Origin of the sequence: Sulfuritortus calidifontis, from assembly GCF_003967275.1 — a bacterium.
GTDB classification, from domain to species: Bacteria; Pseudomonadota; Gammaproteobacteria; order Burkholderiales; family Thiobacillaceae; genus Sulfuritortus; species Sulfuritortus calidifontis.
Genome location: NZ_AP018721.1, coordinates 802,705 through 829,366, shown reverse-complemented (window position 1 = coordinate 829,366; position 26,662 = coordinate 802,705). Strand labels below are relative to the sequence as shown.

General features: G+C 66.7%; 29 protein-coding genes. 23 read left to right on the top strand and 6 right to left on the bottom strand.

Annotated features, from left to right (window positions below; all coding sequences use genetic code 11):
• Positions 1–12: 12 nt before the first annotated feature.
• The 20 genes from EL388_RS04475 to EL388_RS04380 all read left to right on the top strand — a co-directional run bounded on the left by EL388_RS04475 (position 13) and on the right by EL388_RS04380 (position 13,034).
• A complete protein-coding gene (locus EL388_RS04475; RefSeq protein WP_126460227.1) occupies positions 13–813 on the top strand; it encodes a dienelactone hydrolase family protein in 801 nt (266 codons plus the stop codon).
• Between the two features lie 606 nt (positions 814–1,419).
• A complete protein-coding gene (locus EL388_RS04470; RefSeq protein ID WP_126460224.1) occupies positions 1,420–1,749 on the top strand; it encodes an ArsR/SmtB family transcription factor in 330 nt (109 codons plus the stop codon).
• Positions 1,746–2,825, top strand: coding sequence for an ACR3 family arsenite efflux transporter (arsB, locus tag EL388_RS04465; RefSeq protein ID WP_126460220.1), 1,080 nt, complete (start codon positions 1,746–1,748; stop codon positions 2,823–2,825). The genes EL388_RS04470 and arsB overlap by 4 nt, the downstream gene beginning before the upstream one ends.
• A gap of 11 nt (positions 2,826–2,836) precedes the next feature.
• Positions 2,837–3,247 carry an arsenate reductase ArsC gene (locus EL388_RS04460; RefSeq protein WP_126460217.1) on the top strand — a complete coding sequence of 137 codons (411 nt, stop codon included), beginning with the start codon at positions 2,837–2,839 and terminating at the stop codon, positions 3,245–3,247.
• Positions 3,248–3,263: 16 nt separating this feature from the next.
• Complete coding sequence (locus EL388_RS04455; protein WP_232019181.1) at positions 3,264–4,193, top strand: MBL fold metallo-hydrolase; 930 nt, start codon at positions 3,264–3,266, stop codon at positions 4,191–4,193.
• Positions 4,194–5,159: a permease gene (locus tag EL388_RS04450; protein ID WP_126460214.1), complete on the top strand. Its 966-nt coding sequence runs from the start codon at positions 4,194–4,196 to the stop codon at positions 5,157–5,159.
• Positions 5,156–5,503: a hypothetical protein gene (locus EL388_RS04445; RefSeq protein ID WP_126460211.1), complete on the top strand. Its 348-nt coding sequence runs from the start codon at positions 5,156–5,158 to the stop codon at positions 5,501–5,503. The genes EL388_RS04450 and EL388_RS04445 overlap by 4 nt, the downstream gene beginning before the upstream one ends.
• Entirely contained in the window at positions 5,503–6,123 is a 621-nt protein-coding gene (locus EL388_RS04440; protein ID WP_126460208.1) for an MTH895/ArsE family thioredoxin-like protein, read from the top strand. Before EL388_RS04445 ends, EL388_RS04440 begins: the two co-directional genes overlap by 1 nt.
• Before the next feature lie 116 nt (positions 6,124–6,239).
• On the top strand, positions 6,240–6,551 hold the full coding sequence (locus EL388_RS04435; protein WP_126460205.1) for an ArsR/SmtB family transcription factor: 312 nt from the start codon (positions 6,240–6,242) through the stop codon (positions 6,549–6,551).
• 27 nt (positions 6,552–6,578) lie between these two features.
• A complete protein-coding gene (locus EL388_RS04430) occupies positions 6,579–7,016 on the top strand; it encodes an arsenate reductase ArsC (RefSeq protein ID WP_126460202.1) in 438 nt (145 codons plus the stop codon).
• Positions 7,017–7,062: 46 nt separating this feature from the next.
• Positions 7,063–7,536, top strand: coding sequence for a rhodanese-like domain-containing protein (locus tag EL388_RS04425; RefSeq protein ID WP_126460199.1), 474 nt, complete (start codon positions 7,063–7,065; stop codon positions 7,534–7,536).
• A gap of 37 nt (positions 7,537–7,573) precedes the next feature.
• Positions 7,574–7,978: an OsmC family protein gene (locus EL388_RS04420; protein ID WP_126460197.1), complete on the top strand. Its 405-nt coding sequence runs from the start codon at positions 7,574–7,576 to the stop codon at positions 7,976–7,978.
• Between the two features lie 11 nt (positions 7,979–7,989).
• Positions 7,990–8,250, top strand: coding sequence for a thioredoxin family protein (locus EL388_RS04415; RefSeq protein ID WP_126460194.1), 261 nt, complete (start codon positions 7,990–7,992; stop codon positions 8,248–8,250).
• 54 nt (positions 8,251–8,304) lie between these two features.
• Entirely contained in the window at positions 8,305–8,595 is a 291-nt protein-coding gene (locus EL388_RS04410) for a thioredoxin family protein (RefSeq protein WP_126460191.1), read from the top strand.
• Positions 8,592–9,506, top strand: a complete 915-nt coding sequence (locus tag EL388_RS04405; RefSeq protein ID WP_126460188.1) for a cation diffusion facilitator family transporter — start codon at positions 8,592–8,594, stop codon at positions 9,504–9,506. The genes EL388_RS04410 and EL388_RS04405 overlap by 4 nt, the downstream gene beginning before the upstream one ends.
• 10 nt (positions 9,507–9,516) lie before the next feature.
• Positions 9,517–10,230, top strand: coding sequence for a formylmethanofuran dehydrogenase subunit E family protein (locus EL388_RS04400; RefSeq protein WP_165919152.1), 714 nt, complete (start codon positions 9,517–9,519; stop codon positions 10,228–10,230).
• 163 nt (positions 10,231–10,393) lie between these two features.
• Positions 10,394–11,104, top strand: coding sequence for an ATP-binding cassette domain-containing protein (locus EL388_RS04395; protein ID WP_126460181.1), 711 nt, complete (start codon positions 10,394–10,396; stop codon positions 11,102–11,104).
• On the top strand, positions 11,097–12,032 hold the full coding sequence (locus EL388_RS04390) for a SufB/SufD family protein (protein WP_126460179.1): 936 nt from the start codon (positions 11,097–11,099) through the stop codon (positions 12,030–12,032). The genes EL388_RS04395 and EL388_RS04390 overlap by 8 nt, the downstream gene beginning before the upstream one ends.
• 48 nt (positions 12,033–12,080) lie before the next feature.
• Positions 12,081–12,278 carry a ZIP family metal transporter gene (locus EL388_RS04385; RefSeq protein WP_126460176.1) on the top strand — a complete coding sequence of 66 codons (198 nt, stop codon included), beginning with the start codon at positions 12,081–12,083 and terminating at the stop codon, positions 12,276–12,278.
• A 174-nt stretch (positions 12,279–12,452) separates the two neighbouring features.
• Positions 12,453–13,034 (top strand): hypothetical protein, encoded by a 582-nt coding sequence (locus tag EL388_RS04380; protein ID WP_126460173.1) that lies wholly within the window; start codon positions 12,453–12,455, stop codon positions 13,032–13,034.
• Position 13,035: 1 nt separating this feature from the next.
• Here the strand turns inward: EL388_RS04380 and EL388_RS04375 are convergent, their stop codons facing one another.
• From EL388_RS04375 to EL388_RS04355, 5 genes are read right to left on the bottom strand one after another with little or no spacing between them, the layout of a single operon-like run.
• Positions 13,036–14,571, bottom strand: a complete 1,536-nt coding sequence (locus EL388_RS04375) for a 4Fe-4S binding protein (protein WP_126460170.1) — start codon at positions 14,569–14,571, stop codon at positions 13,036–13,038.
• A 12-nt stretch (positions 14,572–14,583) separates the two neighbouring features.
• Complete coding sequence (locus tag EL388_RS04370) at positions 14,584–15,414, bottom strand: TorD/DmsD family molecular chaperone (protein WP_165919153.1); 831 nt, start codon at positions 15,412–15,414, stop codon at positions 14,584–14,586.
• Positions 15,415–15,457: 43 nt separating this feature from the next.
• Positions 15,458–16,750 (bottom strand): NrfD/PsrC family molybdoenzyme membrane anchor subunit, encoded by a 1,293-nt coding sequence (gene nrfD / locus EL388_RS04365; RefSeq protein WP_232019180.1) that lies wholly within the window; start codon positions 16,748–16,750, stop codon positions 15,458–15,460.
• An 11-nt stretch (positions 16,751–16,761) separates the two neighbouring features.
• A complete protein-coding gene (locus tag EL388_RS04360) occupies positions 16,762–17,544 on the bottom strand; it encodes a 4Fe-4S dicluster domain-containing protein (protein ID WP_197721820.1) in 783 nt (260 codons plus the stop codon).
• 10 nt (positions 17,545–17,554) lie between these two features.
• Complete coding sequence (locus EL388_RS04355; RefSeq protein ID WP_126460165.1) at positions 17,555–20,377, bottom strand: molybdopterin-dependent oxidoreductase; 2,823 nt, start codon at positions 20,375–20,377, stop codon at positions 17,555–17,557.
• Positions 20,378–20,661: 284 nt separating this feature from the next.
• On the opposite strand from EL388_RS04355, the gene EL388_RS04350 reads away from it, so the two are divergent.
• Genes EL388_RS04350 through EL388_RS04340 form a run of 3 tightly spaced genes read left to right on the top strand, consistent with a single transcriptional unit; the run spans position 20,662 to position 24,274 of the window.
• Positions 20,662–21,483, top strand: coding sequence for a substrate-binding domain-containing protein (locus tag EL388_RS04350; protein WP_232019179.1), 822 nt, complete (start codon positions 20,662–20,664; stop codon positions 21,481–21,483).
• Positions 21,480–22,928 (top strand): HAMP domain-containing sensor histidine kinase, encoded by a 1,449-nt coding sequence (locus EL388_RS04345; RefSeq protein ID WP_126460159.1) that lies wholly within the window; start codon positions 21,480–21,482, stop codon positions 22,926–22,928. Before EL388_RS04350 ends, EL388_RS04345 begins: the two co-directional genes overlap by 4 nt.
• Positions 22,925–24,274 carry a sigma-54-dependent transcriptional regulator gene (locus tag EL388_RS04340; protein WP_126460156.1) on the top strand — a complete coding sequence of 450 codons (1,350 nt, stop codon included), beginning with the start codon at positions 22,925–22,927 and terminating at the stop codon, positions 24,272–24,274. Before EL388_RS04345 ends, EL388_RS04340 begins: the two co-directional genes overlap by 4 nt.
• Positions 24,275–24,655: 381 nt before the next feature.
• On the opposite strand, the gene EL388_RS04335 is transcribed toward EL388_RS04340, so the two are convergent.
• Positions 24,656–26,605, bottom strand: coding sequence for a PhoX family protein (locus EL388_RS04335; RefSeq protein ID WP_126460154.1), 1,950 nt, complete (start codon positions 26,603–26,605; stop codon positions 24,656–24,658).
• Positions 26,606–26,662: the final 57 nt, after the last annotated feature.

Here is a 26,662-nt window from a genome sequence, read left to right as displayed (position 1 = left end):
AGGAGGCTCATCATGCGCAAGCTCATTCCCGTCTTCGCCGCCTTGATTCTCGGCTTCGGCATTGGCACCAGCCAGGCCGAGATCCGCAGCCATGAAGTGACCTATAGCCAGAACGGCACCACGCTCAAGGGCTACATCGCCTACGACGACAAGATCAAGGGCAAGCGCCCCGGCGTGCTGGTGGTGCACGAGTGGTGGGGTCACAACGACTACGCCCGCAAACGCGCGCGCATGCTGGCCGAGATGGGCTACCTCGCCCTCGCCGTCGACATGTATGGCGACGGCAAAACCGCCAACCACCCGGACGACGCCAAGAAATTCATGATGGCGGTGACCGGCAACATGGACACGCTCAAGGCGCGCTTCGACGCCGGCCTGAAATACCTCAGGGGCAGCCGCATCGTCGAGCCGGACAATATCGCCGCCCTGGGCTACTGCTTCGGCGGTGCGGTGGTGCTCAACATGGCGCGCGCCGGCACCGACCTCAAGGGCGTGGTCAGCTATCACGGCAGCCTGGGCACCGCCACCCCGGCCGAGCCGGGCAAGGTCAAGGCCAGGGTCGCCGTGTTCACCGGCGCCGACGACCCGATGATCCCGGCGGACCAGGTGGCCGCCTTCAAGGCCGAGATGGACAAGGCCGGCGTCAACTACAAAGTCACGGTCTACCCCGGCGCAAAGCACAGCTTCACCAACCCGGACGCTGACAAGTACGGCCAGCAGTTCAACATGCCCCTGGCCTACGACGCGGCCGCCGACAAGGACTCCTGGGCGCAGACCGACGCCTTCCTGAAAGAGGTGTTCGGCAGGAAATAGCCAGCCGCCTATTTCGACCTTGCGGGAAGGAGGCGGCAGTAAAAGCCCGCGCCCTTTGCTCGACTTGAGGCGCAGGCGCCGGGCATGACCTCAGGGCCGGGATCAAGATCGTCCCCACCCCTGCCCTCCCCATGAATGGGGAGGGTGTATGCGCTACCGGCACCAATGCCGTCGGGCCCGACCGGCCCAGCCTTGGGCCCTCCCCCGCTCGTTGTAGAGGTTGGGCGGGGCTCAAACCCAACCTCCCTCCCTCAGTTATGGAGAAGCCGGAAGGGGCTCAAACCCAACCCAGCCATAGACCCCTCCCCCATTTATGGGGGAGGCCGGGAGGGGCTCAAACCCAGCCCAGCCTTAGACCCCTCCCCCATTTATGGGGGAGGTCGGGAGGGGCTCAAACCCAGCCCAGCCCTAGACCCCTCCCCCATTTATGGGGGAGGCCGGGAGGGGCTCAAACCCAGCCCAGCCCTAGACCCCTCCCCCATTTATGGGGGAGGCCGGGAGGGGCTCAAACCCAACCCAGCCATAGACCCCTCCCCCATTTATGGGGGAGGTCGGGAGGGGGATTTTTGCTTGACAGCCCAGCATCATTTCCATGATTATAAAAACATGGAAATAAAACAGACCGTCCAGCGCCTTGCCGCCCTCGCCCAGGAAAACCGCCTGGCCATCTTCCGCCTGCTGGTGCAGGCCGGCGAGGACGGCCTGGCCGCCGGGCGCATCGCCGAGACCCTGAACCTCGCTCCGGCCACCTTGTCCTTCCACCTCAAGGAACTGGCCCATGCCGGCTTGGTGCAGTCGCGCCAGGAAGGCCGCTTCATCTACTACTCGGCCGACTACGCGGCGATGAACGCGCTCATCGCCACCCTCACCGAAAACTGCTGCGGCGGCACGCCCTGCCTGCCCGTCTGCAACCCCGAGCAGGTGCGCGCAGCATGAGCGTCCAATGCAATGTGGCCATCGAACAGGCCGCCGGCGCGAAGCTCGGCTTTTTCGAGCGTTGGCTCACGCTTTGGGTGTTCCTCGCCATCGTCGCCGGCATCGCCCTCGGCCAGGCCGTCCCGGCGCCGTTCCAGGCCCTGGGCGCGATGGAAGTGGCCAAGGTCAACCTGCCGGTGGGCCTGCTGATCTGGGTGATGATCATCCCCATGCTGCTCAAGATCGACTTCGCCTCGCTGCACGAGGTAAAGCGGCACTGGCGCGGCATCGGGGTCACCCTGTTCGTCAACTGGGCGGTCAAGCCTTTCTCCATGGCCCTGCTCGGCTGGATCTTCATCCGCCATCTGTTCGCGCCCTACCTGCCGGCCGAGCAGATCGACAGTTACATCGCCGGCCTCATCATCCTGGCCGCCGCGCCCTGCACCGCCATGGTCTTCGTCTGGAGCCACCTCACGCGCGGCGAGCCGAACTTCACCTTGAGCCAGGTCGCGCTCAACGACGTGATCATGATCTTCGCCTTCGCCCCCATCGTCGGCCTGTTGCTCGGCCTGTCGGCCATCACCGTGCCCTGGGACACCCTGTTCCTCTCGGTGCTGATGTACATCGTCATCCCGGTGGGATTGGCCCAGGCCTGGCGGCGCTGGCTGCGGTTAAAAGGTGAGGCCGTATTCCAGGCCACCTTGCAGCGCCTGCACCCCATCGGCATCGTCGCCCTGCTCGCCACCCTGGTGCTCCTGTTCGCCTTCCAGGGCGAGGCCATCCTCAGCCAGCCGCTGATCATCGCCATGCTCGCCGTGCCCATCCTGATCCAGGTCTATTTCAACTCGGGCCTGGCCTATCTGCTCAACCGCAAGTTCGGCGTCGCCCATTGCGTGGCCGGCCCCTCGGCCCTGATCGGTGCCTCCAACTTCTTCGAGCTGGCCGTGGCCGCCGCCATCTCCCTGTTCGGCTTCCAGTCCGGGGCGGCGCTGGCCACCGTGGTCGGCGTGCTGATCGAGGTGCCGGTCATGCTCTCGGTGGTGAAGATCGTCAACCGCAGTCGCGCCTGGTACGAGGCCGGCGCCAACGCAAACTAGAAGGAAACCCCATGTCGCCACCCACGGTATTGGTCCTCTGCACCGGCAACTCCTGCCGCTCGCAAATGGCCGAAGCGCTGCTCAACCACGACCTGGCCGGCCAAGTGCGCGCCATCTCCGCCGGCACCCGGCCTCAGCCCAAGGTGGCCGACGGCGCCATCGAGGCCTTGAAGCTCGCCGGCCTGCCGACCGACGGCCTCTTTCCCAAGGATGTCGAGGCGGTGATGCACGAAGACATCGCCCTGGTGGTCACCGTCTGCGACAACGCCAAGGAATCCTGCCCCGTCTTCCCCAAGCCGGTGCGCGCCATCCACCTGCCCTTCCACGATCCGCACGGCGAGCCTCTGGCATCGTTCATCGCGGTGCGCGACGACATTCGCGCCCGGCTGGTGCCGGCAGTGCGTGCCGCCCTCGGCCTCTGAACACAAAGGAGAACGCATGCTGCGCACCTTGTTTTTCTGTTTCGCTATGCTCGTCGGCAGTACGACGCTGCACGCCGGGGATACCTATCAACCCAAGGCCAAGCCGGTCGCCGACAAGGTCTGGGCCATCGTCGGCCCGCTGGGCCAGCGCAGCGCGGAGAACGACGGCCTCAACGCCAATTACGGCTTCATCGTCACGCCCCAGGGCGTGATCCTGATCGACTCGGGCGCCAGCCGACTGGGCGCCGAGAAGCTCGCCGCCGCGGTGCGCGCGGTGACGGCACAGCCCATCCGCTGGGTGATCAACACCGGCAGCCAGGACCACCGCTGGCTGGGCAACGCCTATTTCGCCGAACACGGTGCCGAGGTCATCGCAATGAGCCGCACCGCCGCCACCCAGGCGCACTATGCCGAGCAGCAGATGAACGGCCTCAAGGGCTTTCTCGGCGCGCGCCTGAAAGGCACGCAGCCGCGGCCGGCTTCGCACACCCTGGAGGGTGACGAGGCCACCCTGACGCTGGGCGGCGAGACGCTCGTCCTGCGCTACACCGATGCCCATTACCCAGGCGATGCCTGGGTCTGGCTGCCGCGGCAGCGGGTGGTGTTCACCGGCGACCTGGTCTACGTCGATCGCCTGCTCGGCGTACTGCCCTGGTCGAGCGTGAAGAACGGCCAGCGCGCCTTCGCCGCCCTGAAGGCCCTTGATCCCGCGCGCCTCGTGCCCGGCCACGGCCGCGTCTGCGATCTGGCCCAGGCGCAGCGCGAGACCGGCGACTACTACGATTTCCTGGTCGGGAAGATCGGCACGGCCGCGCGCGAGATGGAGCCGATGAGCGAAGTGCTCGACCGCTATGCCGACCTGCCGGCCTTCCGCCATCTGCAGAACTACGGCGAGCTGCATCGGGCGAACATGAACCGGGCCTTCACCGAGTTCGAGGCGCAATAAATGTTCGACGCCCTCGCCACCCTTCTGGTCTTCGATCTCATCGGCCTCGCACCGGCCTCGCCACTCGGCGCGGCGCTGCATTTCTTCGTCATGGACGTGGCCAAGATCCTGGTGCTGCTCACCAGCGTGATCTATCTCATGGGCTGGCTGCGCGCCCTGCTCACCCCGGAGAAGGTACGGGCCATGATGCGCGGCCGCTCCGGCCCCGGCGCCCGGCTGATGGCGGTGGGCCTGGGCGCGGTCACCCCCTTCTGCTCCTGCTCGTCGATCCCGTTGTTCATCGGTTTCGTCGAGGCCGGCATCCCGCTCGGCGTGACGCTGTCCTTCCTGATCGCCAGCCCCATGGTCAACGAGGTCGCGGTGGTGGTGCTGGCTGGCGTGATCGGCTGGAAGCTGACGCTGATCTATGTGGCGACCGGCCTGACCATCGCCTTCATCGGCGGCTATGTGCTGCAGGCCTTCAAGCTGGAGCGCTGGGTGGAGGACTATGTCTGGCAGATCCGCATGGGCGAGGCGCAGGTGGCCGAGAACGGCAACGGCGGCCTGCGCGCGCGCCACGACTACGCCTGGAACGAGGTGCGCCAGATCGTCGGCCGCATCTGGAAATACGTGCTGATCGGCGTCGGCATCGGCGCCCTCATCCACGGCTACGTGCCGGCCGACTTCGTCGCCCGCATCGCCGGCGACGGCAGCGTGCTCTCCGTGATCGTCGCCGTGCTCGCCGGCGTGCCGATGTATTCCGACGCGGTGGGCGTCATCCCCGTGGCCGAGGCCCTGCTCAGCAAGGGTGTGCCCATCGGCACCGTGCTCGCCTTCATGATGGCGGTGATCGCCCTCTCCCTGCCCGAGATGCTGATATTGCGCAAGGTGGCCAAGTGGCCGCTGCTCGGCATCTTCGCCGGCTATCTCGCCGTCAGCTTCGTGCTGGTCGGCGTCATCTTCAATGCGCTGAGGAGTGTCCTATGAGCGAACTGCACCCTTCCATCGTCGCCCTGGTGGCGCTCGCCGCCAACATCGCGGCCAAGCACCCGAAACAGGGCCTGTGCCAACTCGACAAGCTGCGCGAATACGGCGTGCCCGAGGCCCACATCGACACCGTGATCGAGATCGCCCGCCACATCCGCGACGAGGCGGGCCAACTGCTCGACGCCAGCTTCGATGCGGCCCGCGCCGCGGCACAGACACAAGTCGCCGAGGCCGCGCCAGCAGGGAAACCCAAGGTCGCCAAGGGCAAGCCGCTGACCATCGCCATCGCCGAGGCCGGCGGCGCCTGCTGCACGCCCACCCCGGGCGGCAAGTCCTGCTGCTGATGGCCACGCTCGACATCGAATGGCGCCACCTGGTCGCCCACGGCAACACCTGTGCGCGCTGCGACGACACCGGCAGCGCCCTGCGCCAGACCCTGGCCCGGCTGGCCGCGGAGCTGGCCGCTGCCGGCATCGACGTGCAGTTTCGCGAAACCGCGCTCGGGCCCGAGCAACTGCCCGAGTCGAACCTGGTGCTGATCGACGGCCGTCCGCTCGAAGACTGGCTCGGCGCGCGCGCGACCGAAACCCACTGCGCCTCCTGCTGCGAGCTGGTGGGTGAGGCCGTGTGCTGCCGCGCCATCGAACTGAATGGCACAATTTACGAGGCCATCCCGGAGGCCCTGATCCGGGACGCCGCCCGCGCGGCGCTGGCAATGAAAGGACATCCCATGAAAGACATCAAGGTACTCGGCAGCGGCTGTGCCAACTGCGAAACCACCGCCAAACTCATCCAGGACGTGGCCAAGACCAAGGGCGTCGAAGTGTCGGTGGAAAAGGTCACCGACATGGGCGCCATCCTGTCCTACGGCGTCATGTCCACTCCCGGCGTGGTGATCGACGGCAAGGTGGTCCACGCCGGCGGCGTGCCCGACCGCAAGAAGATCGAGGGCTGGCTGGGCTGAGCCGATCCCCACCCGTATCCGCCAGTACATATCTCTTGGGCGCCTATACCCAATCAGTCCTTGCATTCTGAAAGACTGCGGGCTATCAAGCATATATGCCATGAAGGATATATGCGATGGACCCGCAGACCCTGTTCGAAGCCCTGGCCGACCCCCTGCGCCGCCGCATTCTGGTTTTTCTGCTCGACGAGGCTGAGTGCTGTGTCTGTAACCTGCACCAGCGCCTGAACGCAGCGCAGCCCAAGGTCTCCCGGCACCTGGCCGTGCTGCGCGAGGCGCGATTGGTGCTGGCCCGGCGCGAGGGGGTGTGGATGCACTACCGCATCCACCCGGAGCTGCCCGCCTGGGCGCTACGCATCCTCTGGCACATGAAGGACGGCATGGCGCCCGCCTTGCCGGCCAAGACCTGCGGCGCCTGCGCCGCCTGAGCCGCCACCCACCGGCAGGAGACGATCATGCCTACACCCCAGCGCGTCCTGTTCCTGTGCGACGGCAACGCCGCCCGCTCCCAGATGGCCGAGGGGCTGTTGCGGGCCCTGGGCGGCCCGGGCTTCGAGGTCCACAGCGCCGGCCTGGAGCCCAGACCCTTGCACCCCCTGGCGGTAGAGGCCATGGCCGAGGCCGGCATCGACATCGCCGGCCAGCGCAGCAAGCACCTCAACGAATTCCTCGACACCCGGTTCGACAGGGTGATCACCCTGTGCGACCGCACGCGCGAATCCTGCCCCGACTTTCCACGCGACAACGAAACCCTGCACTGGGCCATCGACGACCCGACCGCCGCGCCAGGCACGCAGGCCGAGCAACTGGCCGCCTTCCGCCGCGCGCGCGACGCCATCCGGCGCGAGATCGAACGCTGGCTTGCCACGACAACAAAACCCCACGCCACCTGAGGCATGGAGCGAGACATTGCCAACCCACTGTTTAAGGAATCCGACTATGAAACCCTTGCTGCATTTTTCCACCCTGCTCCTGACCGCCACGCTGTCCCTCGGCGCCCAGGCCTACGACGGCGCCCTGGCCGACCGCATCCACGACACCGTCACCGGCCAGATGGACCGGCAGTTCTTCGTCACCAAGCCCTGCAAGATCGAAGCGCCCCAGGTGCTGGAGATGCTGGCCAAACAGGAGAAGCTGACCCTGCTCGACATCCGCACCCCCGAGGAGACCGGCGTGGTGAAGCTCTCCCACCCCAGCGCCCTGTCCATCCCTATGCACGAGCTGTTCAAAAAGGCGAACCTGGACCGCCTGCCGAAAGACGGCAAGATCGTCGTGGTCTGCCACTCCGGCAACCGCGCGGCCGGCGCCACGGCCCTGCTCAAGGCCATCGGCTTCAAGGACGTGGTCTACGTCAACGGCGGCCTGATCAGCCTGGTGACCAACCTCACGCCCAAGACCGTGCCGGTGAAATAGGCCGGCTGGACAGGCGGCGGCCCGCAAAGGACGGACAGTGCGCGACTACCAAGTGATCCTGGAACGCCTCGATGCCCACGGCAGCGTGCTTTCCTGCAAGGACGCAGAGCTCATCATCGACACCGACCTCAAGGGCCGCAGCGACGCCCTCAATCCGGCCGAGCTGCTGCTCGCGGCCTTGGCCGGCTGCATCGCCAAGGGCATCGAGCGGGTGGCGCCGCTGCTGCAATTCCGCTTTTCCGGCCTGGAGGTACGGGTCAGCGGCGTGCGTCAGGAGTCCCCGCCCAAGCTGGTCGCCATCGCTTACGAGGTCGTGGTCGACACCGACGAGACCGACCGGCGCCTGGAACTGCTGCACGAGAACGTGAAGAAATTCGGCACCGTCTACAACACCCTCGCGCCGGGCACCGAACTGTCCGGCGTGCTGCGGCGCAAGGCATGAAGGTGCGGACCATGCGTCACATCGAAGTGCTCGGTTTCGACTGCCCTGCCTGCAACAAGACCTTCCGCCGCATCGACGAGACGGCACGGGAGCTCGGGCTCGACATCCGCCTGGAAAAGGTCGCCGAGCCCGCCCGCCTCCTGGGCTACCAGGTGTTGCGCCCACCGGCGGTGGCGATTGACGGCCGGCTGGTCCACAGCGGCGGCGTCCCCAGCCACAGGCAGATCGAGGCCTGGTTGCAGCCGGCGCAAGGAGACAGCCATGCAGGCTGAACGCGAAACCCCGCGGCTGGCCATGGCCCGGCCGGCACTGCGGGCACCGATGCCATGACCCATTGCGCCGCCCCTCCGGCCAGCGGCGCGCCCTGCGTTGCCCTGACCCTGGTCGGCAGCGGCGAGCCGCTTTTGCGCCTGGAAAAACGTCTGACCTGCGCCGCCGGCGCGCTGGGGCTGGCGCTGAAGCTGGACATCCGCAAGGACGCCGAGGCCTTGGGCATCCCCCATGCGCAAACCCCGACGCTGCTGGCGGAGGGAACGATCGTGTTTTCCGGGCTGCCGCACACCGAGGCCATCGAGGCCTGGCTGCGCCACAACTTTGCGAAGACAAGTCCCGCATGAATCACCCGCACAGCCATCCGGCCAGTGCCGGCAACACGCTGTTGCTGGCCATGCTGCTCACGCTCGCCTTCGCCGCCGTCGAGGCCGGCGTCGGCCTGTGGGCCGGGTCGCTGGCCCTGGTGGCGGATGCCGGCCACATGGTCAACGACGCCGCCGCACTCGCGCTGGCGGCAGGCGCGGCCTGGCTGGCGCGGCGGCCGGTTTCGCCCCGGCACAGCTACGGCCTGGGCCGCGCCGAGTTCATCGCCGCGCTGATCAACAGCCTGGCCCTGCTCGCCCTGGTGGCCTGGCTGGCCATTTCCGCCGTCGAGCGCCTGCAGACACCGTTGGCGGTGCAGGGTGAAGCGGTCTCCGTCACCGCCGCTATTGGCCTGGCCATCAACCTGCTGGTGGCCTGGCTGCTCACGCGCGGCGAAAAAAATCTCAACACCCGCGCCGCGCTGCTGCACGTGCTGGGCGACCTGCTCGGTTCGGTGGCGGCCCTGCTCTCGGGCCTCATCATCGCCTTCACCGGCTGGACCCCGATCGACCCGCTGCTCTCGCTGGCCATCGGCGGCCTGATCCTGGTCTCCAGCCTGCGGCTGCTGCGCGAGGCCCTGCACGGCCTGATGGAAGGGGCGCCGTTCGACATCGAGCCGGAAGCGGTGGGCCGGGCGCTGGCCGGCGTGCCCGGCGTGGCCTCGGTGCACGACCTGCACATCTGGAACGTCAAGGCGGATGAGCCGCTGCTCTCCGCCCATCTGGTGGTCCACGACATCGCCCGCTGGGAGAGCGTGCTGGAAGCCAGCCATGCCCTGCTGGCCGAGCGCTTCGGCATCCACCATGCCACCCTGCAGCCGGAACCGATAACCCGAACCGTGCATTGGCGCGAGTTGCCGGCGCACGATCATGAACATAAGCACGACCGATAGGAAAAATGCCATGAAAACACTGCTCCTCCTTCTGCTTGCCCTCGCAACCCCGACATGGGCCGCGGCGCCGGCCGACAATGCCGCCGACTGGTACTATCCCGCCTGGCTGGCCGAGGCACCCCATGCCCCGGTGTTCCAAGTGCGCGACACGGTGAACAAGTACGGCCGCTACGCCAGCGAGCCGAAGGTCATCACCCTCAAGGATCTGATCAAGTTCCACGGCCATTTCTGCGGCGGCCTGGTGGAAGGCGCGACGGCCTTGCGCGTGGCCTTCGACCGGTTGTTCCCCGGTGAGATGATCGACCGCACCGATCTGATCATCGCCTCCAACAACTCCGCCTGCGGCGGCGACGTGGCGGCCTATCTCACCGGCGCCCGCGCCCGCTTCGGCTCGCACCTCATCGACCCCAAGCTGAAAGAGAGCGATTTCGTGGTCAAGCGCCTCTCCACCGGCCGGGCGGTGCGGGTGGTGATCAACGCCGCCACCTACCCCCACGACGTGCGCAGCCAGATGAAGAAGATCGAGTCGGGCAAGTTCGAACCCGCCGACATCGACCGGTTCCAGGACCTGCAATGGGCCTACGCGAAGAAGCTGGTGAGCCGACCGGCGATCGAGTCGGTGGACGTCACCGTCAACCCCGACTACGCCTGGCCGGAACCGCCCTGCAAGGATCTCGGCAAACGCAAGGACAATGAGTTCAAGAACGTGTCGGAGGCGCACTGAGGCTTGTCGAGCCCTACCGGGGCCGCTGGTTCTGGGTGGACGACCGCGACCTGGCCTCGAAACGCATGCTCGTGTTCCTGATGATGTTCATGTCCATCACCGAATCCGGGGCCCTGCCCCAGGCCCCGGTACTGACCATCCCTGTGCGCTGAGCGCGATGGCCATGGCAAAACTGCTGGAAACCGCCGGCCTTACCCTCACCCTGGGCGGGCGAGGCATCCTGAACGGCATCGAGCTGGCGGTGGAGAAGGGCGAGCTGCACGTCCTGCTGGGTGCGAACGGCGCCGGCAAGTCCAGCCTGGCCTACGCCCTGATGGGCTGCGCCGGCTACCGGCCCCAGGCCGGGCACATCGTCTTTGACGGCGAGGACATCACCGCGCTGCCCCTGCACGAACGGGCCCGGCGGGGCCTGGCCCTGGCCTGGCAGGAGCCCGCCCGCTTCGATGGGCTCACGGTGGCGGACTACCTCGTCCTGGGCGGCAAGCGCCCCTCCGCCGACTGCCTCGTCCAGGTAGGCCTGGCGCCGCAGGCGTATTTGTCCCGCCCCCTGGACAAGGCCCTCTCCGGCGGCGAGAGGAAGCGCATCGAGTTGGCCGGGGTGCTGGCGCTCTCGCCGCGCCTGGCCATCCTGGACGAGCCCACGGCGGGGATCGACTTCCTCTCCCAAACGGAGATCGAGGGCGTCATCCGGACCCTGCGCCACCAGGGCGCGGTACTGCTCATCACCCACCAGGAGGCGCTTGCCGCCGGCGCCGACCGGGCCAGCCAGCTGTGCGGCGGGCGCATCGTTTGCGCGGGGGCGCCGGGCGCCGTGATCGAAAACTTCAAGGCCCGGCGCTGCCGGCGCTGCGACGGGGAGACCTGCCATGGCTGACCTTGCCACCCTCTACGACGCCTTCCGCACTCTGGGCGAGGACCCCGGCGTGATCCTGGCGCCGGACACGGCCCACATCGTGGCCTACGGCCATCAGCTCGTGAGCCAGCAGTCGGTTCCCGGGGTGGCGGTCGAGGCCCACGCCGACCAGAAGGGCGTGCATGCCCGGGTGACGGTGGAGGCCGGGCAGGTGATCGCCCAGCCGGTGCACTTGTGTTTTGGCCTGTTCGAGCGTTTCGGGGTGCAGAACGTGGAGCTGGAACTCACCCTGGAGGCGGGCGCCATCGCCACCTTCTGGTCCCACTGCCTGTTCATGTTCCCCGACATGGCCCGCCACGCCATGGACGCCCGCATCGAGCTCGAACCCGGCGCGCGCCTGACCTACAACGAGGTGCATTACCACGGCCTGTCGGGCGGCATCGAGGTGGTGCCCAAGGCCCGCGTGAAGGTGGGGGAGGAGGCCCACTTCCGGGCCGACTTCAGCCTCACCCAGGGCCGCGTGGGCAAGCTCGACATCGACTACGAGGTGGAGGTGGGCCGCGCGGCCACCGCCGAACTCATGAGCAAGATCTACGGCCACCTCGCGGACCGCATCGATCTCAGCGAGCGGGTGCACCTGAACGGGGAAGACGCCCGGGGCCTCGTCAAGACCCGGGTGGCGGTGGAGGACGAGGCGCGCGCCCGCATCCTGGGCGCCACCTATGGCAACGCCGCCGGTGCCCGCGGCCACGTCGACTGCCTGGAGATCGTGCGCGGCCATGCGGTAGCCAGCGCCGTGCCGGAGGTGAAGGTCACCCATCCCCAGGCCAAGGTCACCCACGAGGCGGCCATCGGCAGCGTGGATGAACGCCAGATCGAGGCCCTAATGGCACGGGGGCTCTCGCCCGAGGCGGCGGTGGACAGGATCATCCTGGGCATGTTGGGTTGACGGAAATGCCCTTGGCCCAGTCCTTCTGGATCGCCCACGCCGCTCGGTATGCTCGCCGCCTACCCTTTCATCAGCCGCATCGACGCGCCGCTGTTGGGCACGCTGCTGTCGCTCTCTGCCGGCATGCTGGTCTACGTGGGCGCCACCCACCTGCTGCCTGAGGCCGAACACCAGCGCCGTCCCTTCGCCTGGCTCGCCTTCCTGGCCGGCATCGCGACCGTGATCGGCATCGTCCTGACCGAGTGAACGGTGAACCCTGTAATCGAAGTCATCCGCCATGTCCTGGATGGCACGGCGCCTGCCACAGCGGCAGTGGACCCGCCGCGCTCGCGGCCTGCGCAACGCTATTGTTTGCGCTGTGACACGCATCCTCGCGCCGGCTGGAATAATCGGCCTGGAAACGAATAACAAGGAGCGTTCATGACAGAACCGACAGCCCCCGTTCAGCCGCAGCGCGACCTCGCCATCGAACGCGCCGCCCTGGAAGGCACGCTGGCCGCACTGGCCGATTTGCGTGAGAACCTGACCCTGCGCCGGGATGAGGTGCGCGACGCGACGGCGCGCGAAGTCTACGACGAGGTGCTGACCCTGCTCGATAGCCTCGACATGGAATATCGCCGGCGCCACGACGCGCTTCCCGCGGTCTCGGCGCGGCACGCGTCCTATGTGTTTCTGCTGGACGACGCGGGGACGGTGCACCCCCTGCCCCACGCCCTCTACGTGGCGCTGGCGCGTGGCGAGGCCGTGGCGCCGGATTTTGCCGGCCGCACCCTGCGCCTGGCGGAATGGTATGTGCGCCTGAAAGACGGTGAACCCGAGACGGTGGCGAACGAGACCTGGGGCCTGGTCGCCTTCGATGCCGAGGGCCGGGTGGACTGGCGCGCCAGCCCGGCCTTCCATCCGCGCCGACCGGGCGAGGCCTCGGCGCCGATGACGGCCGCTCTGCCCACGGCGCAGGAGCGGACACGGATGCTCGACCTGATCTTTCCGGCCCGGGCCTGATTCAGGTCGGTGCGGCCCGCGCCAGGTCCGCCGCCATGGCCCGCTGCCGGCATTCGGGACACAGCGCGAGCAACCGGGCAAGTTCCGGCCGCAACCGCGCCTGTTCCGCCAGAACGCGGCTGCCCGTACTCGGAGCCGGTCCGGCATGAGGCGCGCCGCAGCCTGGGCAATGCGGCGCCGTCGCCTGCACCAGCCGCCTTGGCATCTCGCGCGCCGAGCGGTCAGTGAGCAGGCGCGGACGCAACGCGATGGCCTGTTCCGGGCAGGCATTGGCACACAGGCCGCACTGCACACAACGCGCCTCGGTGAAGGTGAGGCCCTCAACCCCCGCCAGGCTCAAGGCGGCTTGCGGGCAAAGACGCGCACAGGCGCCGCACAGGGTGCAGCGCTCGGCCTCGACGACCACTTCGCCAAAGGGGGCATCCACCAGCGGCAGCGCGCCAGCCGCCGATCGCGCGGCGGCCAGATGATCCAGGGCGGCCAGGAGCAGGTCGCGTTCGCTGCCGGCAGCGCGCAATTTTGCCGGCGGCAGGGGCGGCAAGGCGGGAATGGCTGGCAGAGTCAGCGCATCGGCGGCGGACGCCACGGCTGGCGGCAGGCCGAGCCCGGTGAGCAGCCCCTGGGCAAGCGCGATCGCGTCCTGCAAAGTGCGCTGCACGGATGCGGGCCGGGCCGGGGCGATTGCCACGCGCCGACAGCCCAGGGCCAGGGCAGCGAGCCAGATGGCCGGCCCCAGGCCGGCCGGGGCCTCAGCCGGCCAGACGAGCCAACCTGCCGGCGCCTCGGCCAGGGCTTCCGGCGCCCCGATCCACAGCCCCTCAGGCGCAGCCGCCGCCTGTCGCCCCCCGCCGGCCAAGCGCGCCTCCAGGTCCGCCATCACGTCGGCGGGCTGGCGTTGGGACGACTGCAACGCGCCGGTGGGGCAGAGCGGGACGCAAGCGAGGCAGCCCTGGCAGAGCATGGATTCGAGGTGCACCGCCTCGCTGCCGGCCCGGATCGCCCCGGCCGGACACGTGGAGAGGCATCGGCGGCAGCCGGCCACGCCCTGGCGGGCATGGAGGCAGCGGACGGCATCGAAACGGAGGTACTCGGGTTTGACGAAGCCTTCGCGCAATGAGCGGGCGATCTCGATCAGGGCGCGTTTGAGCCCGGGATAGTCGTCTGCCGCCAGCCGGTAGTAGCCGGGTGGCGGCAGCTCCGCAGCGCAGGTGGCCTGATCCGAGAAATCCAGCACCCAGTCGAAATGGCCGTCGGCATGGTAGGAGAGCGGGGCCAGGTCTACCGGGCCCCGCGCCGTGGCCAGCCGTGCGGTGAAAGCGCCCGCCCAGCCGGACAAATCGTGCAACCGGCCGGGCAACGCCCTTGGCCCGCGCGGCAGCGATCCGCCCCCGTCGGTGTCGAGCAGCGCCGGCTTCAGGCCGGCGGCGCGAACCATGTCGAGCCGCCTGGCCAAGAGATCGGCCGATCCGATGATGAGGGCGCAGTTGCCGGGCACCCGATGCAACACGCTCGCAGCTGGAGAGCGCGCTGTATTCATGCGCCTTACTCCTCAGCGGCGCATGGTGGGCAGGGGCCGGTGCTCCCAGCCACGGGCCGCATCACGACAGTCGAGGCACAGGCTTAAGTGATCGATTGGCAGGCCGGCCCCGGTGAGCGCCTTTTCCAGGACGGCCAGTTCCCTCTCCGTGGCAATGGGCTGGTCGCAGCGAGTGCAGCGCCGCCAGCCATCGCCCACAGGGCGGATGCGGTAGCGCGGCCGGTCGCGCCCGGTCGGCAATCCGTCGCTCGGGTAGCAGCGTGCCAGGGCCGCGTGGGTGAAGCGCGCAAGCCAGGCGTAAGGCGAATCGACGGCCTCGACCTCGATCCGGGCGATCAGCCGCGGCAGGGCCGGCAGCAGGAAGGTGTTGGCGAAGATCGCGGCCTGCCCGGGTTCACCCCGCTCGGCCACCAGGGCCAGGAATTCGAGCACCGCAGTCAGGTGATCGGCCAGATCGTAAAAATCGTCTCGCTTGTGCAGGCCGAAAGCGCTATGCCAGCGCTCCAGCGCGTCCAGCGAGGGCCCGTTGAGAGCGCCGTCCAGATACTGTCCCAGGTTGAGCGGCACGCGCACGGGTGGCACGTAGAACAAGCCGCTGTGGTGCACCAGCAGGGCCTCATGCTCCGGATAAGCCTGCAGGGCCCCGATCAGGTCGTCGACACGCAGCGTATCGTTCAGGTCGAGTTCAGCCACCCATTCGGCCAAATCGAGTGGCAACTCGGCCTGCATGGCGCGCCAAAGATCGACCTGCAGCGGCGGCAGAAAGACGCGTCCGAGGGTGCCCCAGAGGATCGTTGCGGCAGCCGCCTCGGCGGCCGGATGGTGTGTGAGCTGTGCGGTCATTCGAGTCTTGCTTTCTCCAAGTAGGCCGGCGGCCGAACCGCCCTCAGGCTGGCACGGAGGTGACAACCTTGGCTGTCTCGCCGGCGGCCCCGGTCGAGGGGCTGGCATGCAGCCTGAACAATTTCTCGCCCAAACCGTAGAGCATGAGGACGATGAAGAAGCCCATGGCGATGCTCATCCATTCCGTGAACGAAGGCGTGTAATCGATCAGGCTGTTGACCCAGGTGCCCTTGAACAGGGGCACCAGCTGACCGCTGATGACGAACTCGATGCGATTGATGAACATGGCGATCAACACCAGCGCGGCCGAGGCGACCTGCCAGCCTACCTTGCGGTTGGTGGCAGGATGCATCATGGCGATGAAAGGTAGCGCCAGGCCGACCCAGATTTCCAGGTGGAACCAGGGCGAAGCGGCCAGTTTCTTGAAGCCTTCCATGCCGTCCAGGTTGGTCCACATACCGGTCCAGAAGCGGGTCAGGATCATCACCAGGGCGATGCCGGCCAGGGTGGCGAACACCTTGGGCAACTCATCGCTGCCAGCCAGGGTCTTGAGCGTGGCCGGCATATTGTCGCGGTCGAAGCCGTAGGCCATGTAGGTCGACAGCACGATCATGGCGGCGCCGGACAGGGCGGCGGTGAGCATGAAGTAGATGGAGGTGAAGGAGCCGTACCACATCGGCCGCATCACCACCGAGCCAAACAACAGACCCAGCATGCCGGAGGCGAGGATGACCGCGACGAAGCTCAGGATGCCGACCATGTGGCTCTTCGGGCTGTCCCAGTCATCCTGCCAGAGCAGGTAGAACTTGATGATGAGCAGGATGAGGTCGATGGTGTAGAACACGCCCATCCAGAACATCGGGCTCATGATCTGCAAGCCGGTGGGCACCGCCCAGAGCATGCGGAACGGGTGCCCCAGCTCGAAGGCCAGGACGGCGAAGCCGGCGATGAGGGTGATGATGGCCAGCCAGATGGCGCGCTTGGCGATCGGATAGAACTGCTTGAAGCCGAACACCATGGGCAGCGCGGCGATCATGGTCAGACCCGACGAGGTCAGGGCGAAGAACACGTAGGTCGGGATCTGGGCGCCCCAGTTGATGCCGTCGCTGAGCATGTTGAGGGCGGCATGACCTTCCACCACCTCCATGTACATGCACCAGGCGAAGGTGATCAGGGTTCCGATCAGGCCGATGCTCCACATCACACCGGCGGCACTCGGCTCGTGGCCGAGCCGGAGCACCGTCCTGGCGAAGCGGACCGTGCCCTCCTCGCGCCACATGGCCATCAGGGTCTTGAAGACTTCCGCGAAGTCGCGGGGTTCTCGGATTGCGATCATGGCTGGACTCCTCAGGATTTCTTAATGACGCGGTTGGCCGGCACCGAGCCGCCCTCGCCGGTGAGGTAGTAGACCTGCGGCTTGTTGCCGTACTGGTCGAGCAGGCGGACACCGTTCTTGTTGGCGATCAGCTTGTTGACTTGGCTGTCCGGATTGGCCAGATCGCCGAAATAGCGGGCGCCCGGCGCGCAGGTGACCACGCACGCCGGTGTGTAGTCGCGCAGTTTCGGGTCGGACGGATCCAGATCCGCCACCCCCTTCGGGGCCTGACTGACGCGGTGGTGGCAGAAGGTGCACTTGGTGACCACGTTGCGCGGCCCGACGCCGACGCCGTGCTTCCAATCCTGCTTCGCCTCCGGCAGCGCCCAGGGCGGGTTCCAGTTGCGGCCTTCCTCGCCGATCAGGGTGTGGCCGTCACCACTCGGGAATTCCTTCATGATGTCGGGGCCGCCGTAGGTGGGCGGCTGGTTCTGGAACCAGCGCACACCGTAGGGGCAGGCGATCATGCAATAGTGGCAGCCGATGCAGCGGTCCCAGTCGACCAGGACGAAGCCGTCCTCGTTCTTGGTGGTGGCGCGGGTCGGGCAGACCGCCACGCAGGAGGGGTTCTCGCAATGCATGCACGGGCGCGGGAACCACTTGAGCTGGGTGTTCGGATACGTGCCTTCCTGGAAGAAGATGACGTCCTGCCAGTGTTCGCCCGGGATGCGGGTGTTCTCCATGCCGCAGGCGACGGTGCAGGCCTGGCAGCCGGTACATTTTTCGAGGTCGATGACCATTCCCCACTTTGCCATTTTGGGCTCCTCAGACTTTCTCGACGCTGACCAGGCCGCTGTGGTAGCAGGCCAGGCCGGACAGGGGTTCCGACAGGTTTTCCGTGACTTCGTTGGTGCTGCCGGTGGGCAGGCGGCCCTTGGCCTCGGCCCAGCGGCCCTGGGCCCAATGGCCGTGAATCATGGGCAACACGACCGTGTCCGGGCGGGTGGCCTGGGTGACTCGGGCCAGCACCTCGATGCTGCCGATCTTGTTCTTGATCCGCACCCGGTCGCCGTCCTGGATGCCGCGCTTGGCGGCGGTCTCGGGGTGGATTTCCAGGAACACGTCGTGTCGACCGCCCTGCGCCGGCTGCATGGCCGCCGTGGCATGGGGCAGGTTGGCGCTGCGGCCTTCGGCCTGCAGGGCCAGCTTGGGCGAGATGAAGTGCAGGTCGCCGTCGCCGCCGTGCTTGGGTTCGATCCACTGCGGGAAGGGTGCCTTCTCGGGTGGGATGCCCAGGCGCTTGTGCACGTAGTCGGCGTGGTGTTCCAGCTCGGTGACCTTGAGCTCGAACTTGCCGGTGGGCGTGGGCATCACCTCTACTTTCACCTCTTCTTCGCTCATCACGTAGTTGTAGCCTTGACCGTCCCACTTATAGAACACGCCGTCCTTCTGCAGGTAGGCGTAGGGCTTGCGGTACCACACGCCCTTCTGTTTGAAGGTCTCGAAGTCCACGACGCCGTTGTCGCCGGGCTTGTCCTTGAAGCCCTCGCACATCCACTTGATGATGTTCTCGGTGTTGCCGACCTTCTTGTAGTACTCGGCCATCGGCCCCTTGATGCGCTTGCCGATCTCGATGATCACGTCGCCGAACACCTTGGTATCGTAGAGCGGCTTCACCGCAGGCACCCGGATCATGGAGATCGGATAGCCTTCATACGGGTAGGTGTCGGCGATCTGCAAACGCTCCAGGTAGGTGTGGTCGGGCAGGATCAGGTCGGCGAAGCGGTTGGTCTCACCGGGATAGGGCGAGGTGTCGATGACGAAGACCTCGCGCCAGGCGTCTTCCCACTTGGTGCAGTCGGGGCCGGAGAACACCGCGCCGGTCATGTAGATGATGGCCGTATCGAGTTTGTAGGGCTCGCCCTTCAGGTGGTTGACGGCGATCTCCTGCATCATGTTCTTCACCAGCGGCCACTTCTCGGTCTTCGCCATGTCGATGCGCGGCTTCTTGCGCTCGGGCGACTTGGCGTAGTCGTCCATGTAGTCTTCGTGCTTGATCGGCAGCTTGGCCCAGGCGGTCTTCATCTGGTAGCCGCGCAGGCCGCCCTTGGCGAACATGTTGCCGGTGAGGGCATTCAGGGCATGGATGGCCATGCCGTTGTAGACGCCGTTGGTATGCGCCGAGGCGCCGCGCTCGAACAGGGCCACGGCGGGCTTGGTGGTGGCGAACTCGCGCGCCACGGCGATAATTTCCTTGGCGGAGATGCCACAGACCTGCTCGGCCCATTCCGGCGTACGGTCTTTGAGCTCCGCGTTCCACCATTCGATCAGACCCACGGTCCACTTTTCGCGGAAGGTCTCGGCACCGGCCACGGGACGCGGCTCGGGCTTCTTGTCCTTGTCCAGGGCGGCACGCTGTTCGGCGATCCGCTTCGCCGAGGCCTCCGCCTCGGCCTGCTTCTTCAGCGCTTCATCCAGCTTCTTCTGGATGCCGGGCTTGTCCTTGGCGGAGGCCGCGGCCAGTTTCTTTTTCAGGCCGTCGATCTCGGCCTGGGCCTTGGCCTTTTCCTCCGCCTTCTTGGCGGCGGCCTTGGCGTCCGACTCGGCTTTCTTGGCGGCCTTCCTCGCCTGTTCTTCCTGCCAGGCCTTGACGTCCTTGTCGGTGAAGGCGGCGGCGATCTCGGCGCCGGTCTTGAAGTGATTCACGCCGTCGGTGAAGTCGCCGACGAAGTTCTTGTCCCACAGCCCCTCGGTGAGGATCACGTGGGCCATGGCCAGCGCCAGGGCACCGTCACGGCCGGGCTTGACCAGCAGCAGGCGGTCGGCCGCCGAGCCGGTGGTGTTCAGATGCACGTCCACCACGGTGACCTTGGTCTTGGGCGACTTGGTGCGCATCTTGCCCCAGTTCTGCATGTTGCCGTTGAAGGGCCGGAAGGCCTCCAGGAAGCCGGCGCCGAACACCAGCAGGTAGTTGCAGTTGGAGTAGTCGTAGGCGCTGTAGGCGTGATGGCCGTCCATGAAATGCTTGACCGTCTCGGAGGCGTCCGAGCACATGGAGGAGTGGCCGAGGTTGTAGTTGGGCGTGCCGTACATCTCGCCGAACTCCTTCAGGAGGCCGACGTCGGTGTAGCCCCAGCCCCGGCCCGTGAGGACGGCGAAGCGGTGTGATTCACCCTTCTCACGCAAGGCATTGAGGCGGTCGGCCACGGTTTGCAAGGCCTCGTCCCAGGAGATGGGCACGAACTTCGGGTCTTCGTGACGGCCCTTCTTGGGATTGGTACGCTTCATGGGCCCCTTGATGCGGTCCGGGTCGTAGAGCAGGTATTGCGCATAGTGGCCCTTGGGGCACAGCTTGCCGTTGGAGAGGGGGTTGTCCAGGGTGCCGTAGACGGCATGCACGCGGCCGTTGGTGGTGTAGACGTCGATGCCGCAACGGGCCGGGCACTGGTGGCAAAAGCTCTTGGTGATCACCGTCTCTGCGGCAGCCGCACCGGTCTCCGTCTTGGCCTCGGCAGCATCGAGGGTGAAAAGGGTGCCGCTGCCGCCCCAGACCCCGAGGCCCGCGGCACCGGCCACGGCCCCGCTGGCCTGCAGAAAACGGCGACGCGTGATCCTGGGATTGAGGATGCTTTCTTCCGGACTGTTCATACCTGCCTCCATGATCGAATGACATACGCATACCTCTGCGCTCGCTCATGGTTCAGCAGGATTCATGCCATGCTCGTAACCAATTGTATTGTAATAGGTTTTTTATTCAGGCACGGCGCCGCCGGGGGCCTTCCGTCACCAGGCGGTAACTTGGCAGATTCGTACACGATCTATCGTGTTACCTTACCGTAACTGCTCTTTCCCACGCAGAACAGGCGTTACAATTCGGTAACATGCAGATGCCAAGGTCCACCATGACTTCATCCAGGCTTCGTTCTGCTCTCGTGCTTCTCGCTGCCTTGCTGGCCCTGCCTGTCTGGGCGGCGCGCCCGCTGGAGCTTGGGCTGACACCGGCCTTCCTGCACGACCAGCATTTCCTCCTGCAGGAATGGAAGGCCTACCTGGAGAAGAAACTCCATCGCCAGGTGAACTTTGTGCTGCGTGACAGCTACCGCGAGACCATGGACCTGATCGAGCAGGACCGGCTCGACTTCGCCTGGGTCTGCGACTATCCCTATGTGATGCTCCAGTCCCGGGTGCGCCTGCTCGCCACGCCGCTCTACCAGAAGCGCCCATATTACCGCTCCTATCTCATCGTCCCGGCCCGTGACCGCTACACCAGCGGCATCGCCCAGCTCAAGGGCCAGGTGTTCGCCTATGCCGACCCCTATTCCAATACCGGCTACCTCGCGCCCCGCTATGAGATCAAGCGGCTGGGCGAGAACCCCGATGGCTTCTTCCGGAAGACCTTCTTCACCTGGTCCCACCGCAAGGCGATCGAGGCGGTGGCCCTGGGGCTTGCCCAGGGCGCCGCGGTGGACAGCTACATCTGGGATTCTTTGGCCCGAGTGGAGCCGGAGCTGACCAGCCGCACGCGCATCGTGCAGCGCTCCGAGGAATTCGGTTTCCCGCCCTTCGTCGCCAACCGTAAAGTGAACGAGGCCGATCTCCTCGCCCTGCGTCAGGTCCTCACCGGCATGACCCAGGATCCCGAGGGCCGCGCGCTGCTGGCCAAGCTCAATCTGGACGGCTTCATTGAAAGCCGGCCCGAGCTGTACGCCACGGTGGCCGAGATGTTCCGGCTGGTGGACGGCGCACACCGATGAGGCCCTTCGATCTCAGCCTGCGCTACAAGCTGCCGCTCTGGGGCAGCCTGCTGATCATCGTCACCGCCGTAGCCCTCTCGCTATCCTTCATGGTCCAGGCCTACGAGGACCTGCGCCGGGACATGCTGGCCAATTCCGAATCCCTTGGCCGCACCCTGGTGCGAACCCTGCAGCCGGCCATCCTGCACGACGACGTCTGGCGCGCCTTCGAGATCCTCAGGGCCCCCTACCGCGACGCAGCACGCGCCTCCGCCTTCCAGGCCGAAGACCTGATCGTGCTGGACGACAAGTCGCGGGTATTCGTCTCCACCCGACCCGAGACCTATCCCATGCTGACGGAGGCCCAGTACCTGCATGCCGATTTCGGCGCCCTGAAGGCCGCCCTGGAAGCCAAACCGGGCGAGACGGCCCGCAGCGTGGCACTGCCAAAGCTGGACAAGCTGCTGGTGGTGCTGCCCATCGTGGTCGATGGCGTGCGCATCGGCAGCCTGGTCATGGTGCACCCGGCGGATTTCTACTGGCCCCGCTTCCAAGCCCTGGCCGGCCGCGCGACACTCATCACGCTGCTGGCTCTGGCCGTGCTGCTGCCGCTGAACTGGTACTGGGGCCAGCGCATGACCGTGCCCCTGCGGCAGCTCGCCGACCGCATGGACGAGGTCGGCGAAGACCTGCCCCCGCCCCTGGGCAAGAACCTGTATCGCTACAGGGATGAGCTGGGACGCCTGTTCCTCTCCTTCGACCGCATGCTGTCCGAGCTGCGCGAGAAGAAGGCCCTTGAGGCGCAGATGGTGCGCTCCGAACGGCTGGCCGCCCTGGGCCGGCTGTCGGCCAGCGTGGCGCACGAGATCAACAACCCGCTCGGCGGCCTGATGACCGCCGTGGACACCCTCCGCCAGCACGCCGCCCCGGACCCCATCTCCGCCCGCGTACTGCCGCTGCTAGAGCGCGGACTCAGGCAGATCAAGGAGATCGTCGCCGCCCTGCTGGTCGAGGCGCGCACGCAAAACCGGCCCCTCACCCGCCAGGAACTGGAAGATGTGCATACCCTGCTCGCCCAAGAGGCAAGCAAGCAGTCGGTCGACTGGGTCTGGCAGAACGATTTCACCGGCGAAGCGCCGCTGCCGGCGGGTCTGGTGCGGCAAGTGCTGATGAACCTGGTCGCCAATGCCATCCGCGCCGCGGGCGAGCTGGGTCGGGTGGGCACACGCCTCGGCGTCGAGCGGGGTGAACTGCACATCGCCGTGGAAAACGACGGCAAGGGCATCCCGCCGGAGCTGATGAATCGTCTCTATGAGCCCTTCACCAGCCATAGCGAGGGCGGCCACGGCCTTGGGCTGTGGGTGACCTACCAGATCGTGCAGCAGCTGAAGGGCCGCATCGAGGCGGAAAGCCATGATGGCCTTACCCGCTTCCGGGTGGCCCTCCCCCTGGAGCCGAGCGCATGAATACGCCGCAGTGCCGTCTTTGCCTGATCGAGGACGACGAGGTGATGGGCGGGGCGCTGACCCTGCGCTTCGAACTGGAAGGCTATGCCTTCGACTGGTTCAAAACCGCCCGTGAGGCGCTCGCGGCCCTGAAGAAGAGGCGCTATGGTGCCGTGATCAGCGACATCCGGCTGCCCGACCTCTCGGGCGAGGCGCTCTATACCCGGTTGCTGGACGAAGGCGGCGCCCTGCCCCCCTTCATCTTCGTCACCGGCTTCGGCGCCGTGGATCAGGCCGTGCGCCTGATCAAGCTCGGCGCGGCGGACTATCTGCTGAAGCCCTTCGAACCGGATGCCCTGCTCGCCAAGGTCAGGCTGCTGACGGCCTGCACCGCCCCTGGCCAACAGATGGCGGCGGATGGGCTGGGAGTGTCGCCCGCCATGCGCGCCCTGGAGGAGATGCTGCCGCGCATCGCCGGAAGCCAGGCCTCGGTGCTGATCACGGGCGAGTCCGGCGTCGGCAAGGAACGCCTCGCCCGCAAGCTGCACCGCCTGGCCGGCGAGGACCGGCCTTTCGTCGCGGTCAACTGCGGGGCGCTGACCGAGAGCCTGCTGGAGGCGGAACTGTTCGGCTTTGAGAAAGGCGCCTTCACCGGGGCGGTGAAGGCCAAGCGCGGCCTGTTCGAGCAGGCCCACGGTGGCACCCTGTTCCTGGACGAGATCGGCGAGACCTCGCCGGCGATGCAGGTGAAGCTGCTGCGCGCCATCCAGGAGAGGGAGATCGTCCGGGTGGGCGGCGAGACGGCCACAGCCGTGGACATCCGCCTCATCGCCGCGACCAACCAGGATCTGCGCGCCCTGACCGAGCAGGGCCAGTTCCGAGAGGACCTCTACTACCGGCTCAACGTCATCCAGCTCAAGGTGCCGCCGCTCAGGGAACGCAGGGAGGATATCCTCTGGCTGGCCGGCCGCCTCCTCGACGCCCAGGCCGAGGAACAGGGCAGCCGGCGCAAGCTCCTCTCCCCGGCGGCCGAGCAGGCCCTGACCGAATACCCCTGGCCCGGCAACGTGCGCGAGCTCAAGCACACGATCGAGCGCGCCTGCATCCTGACCGACGGACCGATGCTGACACCCGAAGACCTGTTCGAGGAGACGATCCGGCCGATCTGCAGCCCCAAGGTCCCGGAATGCCGCCTGAGCGACTACCTGGCCGAATGCGAGCGCACCTACATCAGCCGCGCCCTCGAATCCCGCAGCTGGCAGATCCAGGAAACCGCCGGCCTGCTCGGCATCAGCCGCAAGAACCTGTGGGAAAAGATGAAGCGGCTCGGCATCCGCCGCGGGGACGAAGCGGAAGAGGCGGACTAACTGGCCGTTGAAAAACGCAGCGAGGATGGCCAGATGCAAGGCGATTGGGCGCAGTGACCGAGAAAACGAACGAAGTGAGTTTCGGCGCAGGCTATTGATCCGAAACAAATGTATTTGACCCTTTCCCACCGGAATACCGAAGGGTGGAGGCTTATCAGAGGACAGGGTGAGAAAGAGGGTGCCCGACAGGGCGCCTTTCGGCGCCCATTCCCTCACCCGGCTTCGCCACCCTCTCCCGGTGGGAGAGGGTAAGTAAAGTGGATTCGTTTCCCCTCGATAACCTCGGCGCAGCCGAGGTTAAGCGAGGTGGCCGAAGCCAGCACCGCGCAACGCCGCAGATGGCCCACCGCAGTAGTTTTTCAACGGCCTGGTAAAGTCCGACTAGAGTTTGGGCACGCCCTTCAGGTAACCGATCGGCGCCTCGAATTTGTTGATCAGGGGCTCGATCTGTTGCTTCAGGGCGGGGTCGATGTTCTTGCTGAAGTCGCCGATATGCTGGGCATTGCTTAGGATGTAGGCGTGGCCGCCGAGCCGGTAGACCTTGAGTCCGGTGGCCTCGGCTCCCGCCGGCAGCGACAGGATGCGCGCCAACTGCCTGGTGTCGACCTGGTAGGCCCAGAGGAAGTTGTTGATGTGCGCGGTCGCGCTGTCCTCGCCGATGAACAGGGTGCGCAGCTTTTCGTCGAAGAACAGGTTGTCCGGGTTGGCGATCTTGTCTTCGTTGGCCGTGTTGCCCACCGCATCCTTGGCGATGTCCTCGCCCAGCAGGCCTTCCGGCACCCACAGCTCCACGCCTACGTAATCGCTGCGGATCGGTTTGCCGTCGGTGTCCTTCTGCCGTTTCGCCATGGCCATGGCATAAACCGCGCCGGCGCGTAGCTTGGCCAGGCGAATGTGGTCGCCGGCATCGCCCGTGCCCTGGCCGGTCTCCATGCCGTTGGCGATGTCGGTGACGGCAAGGTAGGCGACGTTGTCGCGCGCGTTGTAGGCCAGGCCTTCGAGCTTGTTGAACTCGGTGGTGGCGCCCTTGTAGCCGGCATAACGCATCGTCTCCAGGGCGGCGGCCGCCAGCTCGATCTGCCGGGCGCTGAAGCCGGCGTTGGCGCCTTTGAGCTTCAGGTACTCGGGCCTGGTCGAGCCCGTGGCGACCGCGACATAGCCTGCAGCCTCCGGCCTGGCGTCGCTGACCTCGAAGATGTGGCTGAACTGAATGCCGGCATCGACCAGTGCCTTGACGCCGGCGTTGTCGGTGCGGGCCAGCCTGACCCACTCCACCTTGAACCGGCCACCGTCGCCGGCGTTGTCGGGACTTGTCTGCACCAGACGCGCGGCGTACAGGGTGCCCTTGGACAGATCGCGTGGCTTGTCGGCGACAAACATGGTCATCGGCTTGTTGTCACCGTCGTGACCGAAGAGCACGGTGCGCTGGTCCGGGAAGACATAGCCCATTTCGAAGGTGCCGCGCCCAAGGGCGAAATGCTTGACCACCTCGGTCTGGCCGCCCCGCTTGATCTTCACCTCGGGCGTGATGCCCCGGTAATACGGGCTCGCCAGTTTTTCACCCTTGTAATAGAGCTTGGTGAAGCCGGTCATGGCATCGTTCATGCCACTCGGGTCGAGCTTGCGGCTCGCCTCGACCGCGCGGGCATCGACGTCGTAATTCTCTTCCGAGCCCAGATGGCTGTTCCACGGCGTGTGCGTGCCGTTGCAGAGCCAGCCCAGGCCGCCCCAGGCCGAGAAGTCGAGCGGACGCTGATCGACCGCCTTCAGGGCACCGCTGACCGCGTCCTGTTCGAGCCGGGTCAGGATCATCGAGGTGGGGGTGTTGCGGCGCCAGTTTCCCTCCTTGCCATCGGCACGCGGATAGCGGCTGTCCTTGGACTTGGCCGCGACCGTGCCGTCGGCGAGCAGCCAGTCGTATTCGAAATGGGTCACCAGGTAGAGCTCCCGGCCCACCTGGATCAGGCTGTTGGCGTCCGGTGTTTCGGAGATGAGGGGCATACCCGGCGCAGTGGGATCGGGGATGGGCTGGCCCGCGACGTCGTACAGCGCCCCCGCCGGGAAAGGATTGCGTCCGACCCGGTCGGTATTCTTGAACAACGTGACATATTCGAGCGCCTGCTCGACCTCGCGGCCATCCGGGTAGCGAACCTTCACCCGCGCGCCGCTCAGAAACGCGGCGCGCTCGGCCGCGGTGGCCGGCGCCGGCATACCGACGAACTCGACGCGGGCCTGGCCGGTCGTCCCTGCCACGGCCTGCACGGAAAAACCCAGAACGCCGACCAGCGCGAGGGCGAGCGGCCGGAGTGACGACTTGGTGTGATGCGACATCGCGAAGCTCTCCTGAAAGGGAATGGGAAGGCCGGACCCGCGCGGTCGGCACGGGCG

Excerpts from the sequence above, each read along its gene's own strand:
- EL388_RS04475 (WP_126460227.1), top strand. The coding sequence starts at position 13 with ATGCGCAAGCTCATTCCCGTCTTCGCCGCCTTGATTCTCGGCTTCGGC.
- EL388_RS04470 (WP_126460224.1), top strand. The coding sequence starts at position 1,420 with ATGGAAATAAAACAGACCGTCCAGCGCCTTGCCGCCCTCGCCCAGGAA.
- arsB (WP_126460220.1), top strand. The coding sequence starts at position 1,746 with ATGAGCGTCCAATGCAATGTGGCCATCGAACAGGCCGCCGGCGCGAAG.
- EL388_RS04460 (WP_126460217.1), top strand. The coding sequence starts at position 2,837 with ATGTCGCCACCCACGGTATTGGTCCTCTGCACCGGCAACTCCTGCCGC.
- EL388_RS04455 (WP_232019181.1), top strand. The coding sequence starts at position 3,264 with ATGCTGCGCACCTTGTTTTTCTGTTTCGCTATGCTCGTCGGCAGTACG.
- EL388_RS04450 (WP_126460214.1), top strand. The coding sequence starts at position 4,194 with ATGTTCGACGCCCTCGCCACCCTTCTGGTCTTCGATCTCATCGGCCTC.
- EL388_RS04445 (WP_126460211.1), top strand. The coding sequence starts at position 5,156 with ATGAGCGAACTGCACCCTTCCATCGTCGCCCTGGTGGCGCTCGCCGCC.
- EL388_RS04440 (WP_126460208.1), top strand. The coding sequence starts at position 5,503 with ATGGCCACGCTCGACATCGAATGGCGCCACCTGGTCGCCCACGGCAAC.
- EL388_RS04435 (WP_126460205.1), top strand. The coding sequence starts at position 6,240 with ATGGACCCGCAGACCCTGTTCGAAGCCCTGGCCGACCCCCTGCGCCGC.
- EL388_RS04430 (WP_126460202.1), top strand. The coding sequence starts at position 6,579 with ATGCCTACACCCCAGCGCGTCCTGTTCCTGTGCGACGGCAACGCCGCC.
- EL388_RS04425 (WP_126460199.1), top strand. The coding sequence starts at position 7,063 with ATGAAACCCTTGCTGCATTTTTCCACCCTGCTCCTGACCGCCACGCTG.
- EL388_RS04415 (WP_126460194.1), top strand. The coding sequence starts at position 7,990 with ATGCGTCACATCGAAGTGCTCGGTTTCGACTGCCCTGCCTGCAACAAG.
- EL388_RS04410 (WP_126460191.1), top strand. The coding sequence starts at position 8,305 with ATGACCCATTGCGCCGCCCCTCCGGCCAGCGGCGCGCCCTGCGTTGCC.
- EL388_RS04405 (WP_126460188.1), top strand. The coding sequence starts at position 8,592 with ATGAATCACCCGCACAGCCATCCGGCCAGTGCCGGCAACACGCTGTTG.
- EL388_RS04400 (WP_165919152.1), top strand. The coding sequence starts at position 9,517 with ATGAAAACACTGCTCCTCCTTCTGCTTGCCCTCGCAACCCCGACATGG.
- EL388_RS04395 (WP_126460181.1), top strand. The coding sequence starts at position 10,394 with ATGGCAAAACTGCTGGAAACCGCCGGCCTTACCCTCACCCTGGGCGGG.
- EL388_RS04390 (WP_126460179.1), top strand. The coding sequence starts at position 11,097 with ATGGCTGACCTTGCCACCCTCTACGACGCCTTCCGCACTCTGGGCGAG.
- EL388_RS04385 (WP_126460176.1), top strand. The coding sequence starts at position 12,081 with ATGCTCGCCGCCTACCCTTTCATCAGCCGCATCGACGCGCCGCTGTTG.
- EL388_RS04380 (WP_126460173.1), top strand. The coding sequence starts at position 12,453 with ATGACAGAACCGACAGCCCCCGTTCAGCCGCAGCGCGACCTCGCCATC.
- EL388_RS04375 (WP_126460170.1), bottom strand. The coding sequence starts at position 14,571 with ATGAATACAGCGCGCTCTCCAGCTGCGAGCGTGTTGCATCGGGTGCCC.
- EL388_RS04370 (WP_165919153.1), bottom strand. The coding sequence starts at position 15,414 with ATGACCGCACAGCTCACACACCATCCGGCCGCCGAGGCGGCTGCCGCA.
- nrfD (WP_232019180.1), bottom strand. The coding sequence starts at position 16,750 with ATGATCGCAATCCGAGAACCCCGCGACTTCGCGGAAGTCTTCAAGACC.
- EL388_RS04360 (WP_197721820.1), bottom strand. The coding sequence starts at position 17,544 with ATGGCAAAGTGGGGAATGGTCATCGACCTCGAAAAATGTACCGGCTGC.
- EL388_RS04355 (WP_126460165.1), bottom strand. The coding sequence starts at position 20,377 with ATGAACAGTCCGGAAGAAAGCATCCTCAATCCCAGGATCACGCGTCGC.
- EL388_RS04345 (WP_126460159.1), top strand. The coding sequence starts at position 21,480 with ATGAGGCCCTTCGATCTCAGCCTGCGCTACAAGCTGCCGCTCTGGGGC.
- EL388_RS04340 (WP_126460156.1), top strand. The coding sequence starts at position 22,925 with ATGAATACGCCGCAGTGCCGTCTTTGCCTGATCGAGGACGACGAGGTG.
- EL388_RS04335 (WP_126460154.1), bottom strand. The coding sequence starts at position 26,605 with ATGTCGCATCACACCAAGTCGTCACTCCGGCCGCTCGCCCTCGCGCTG.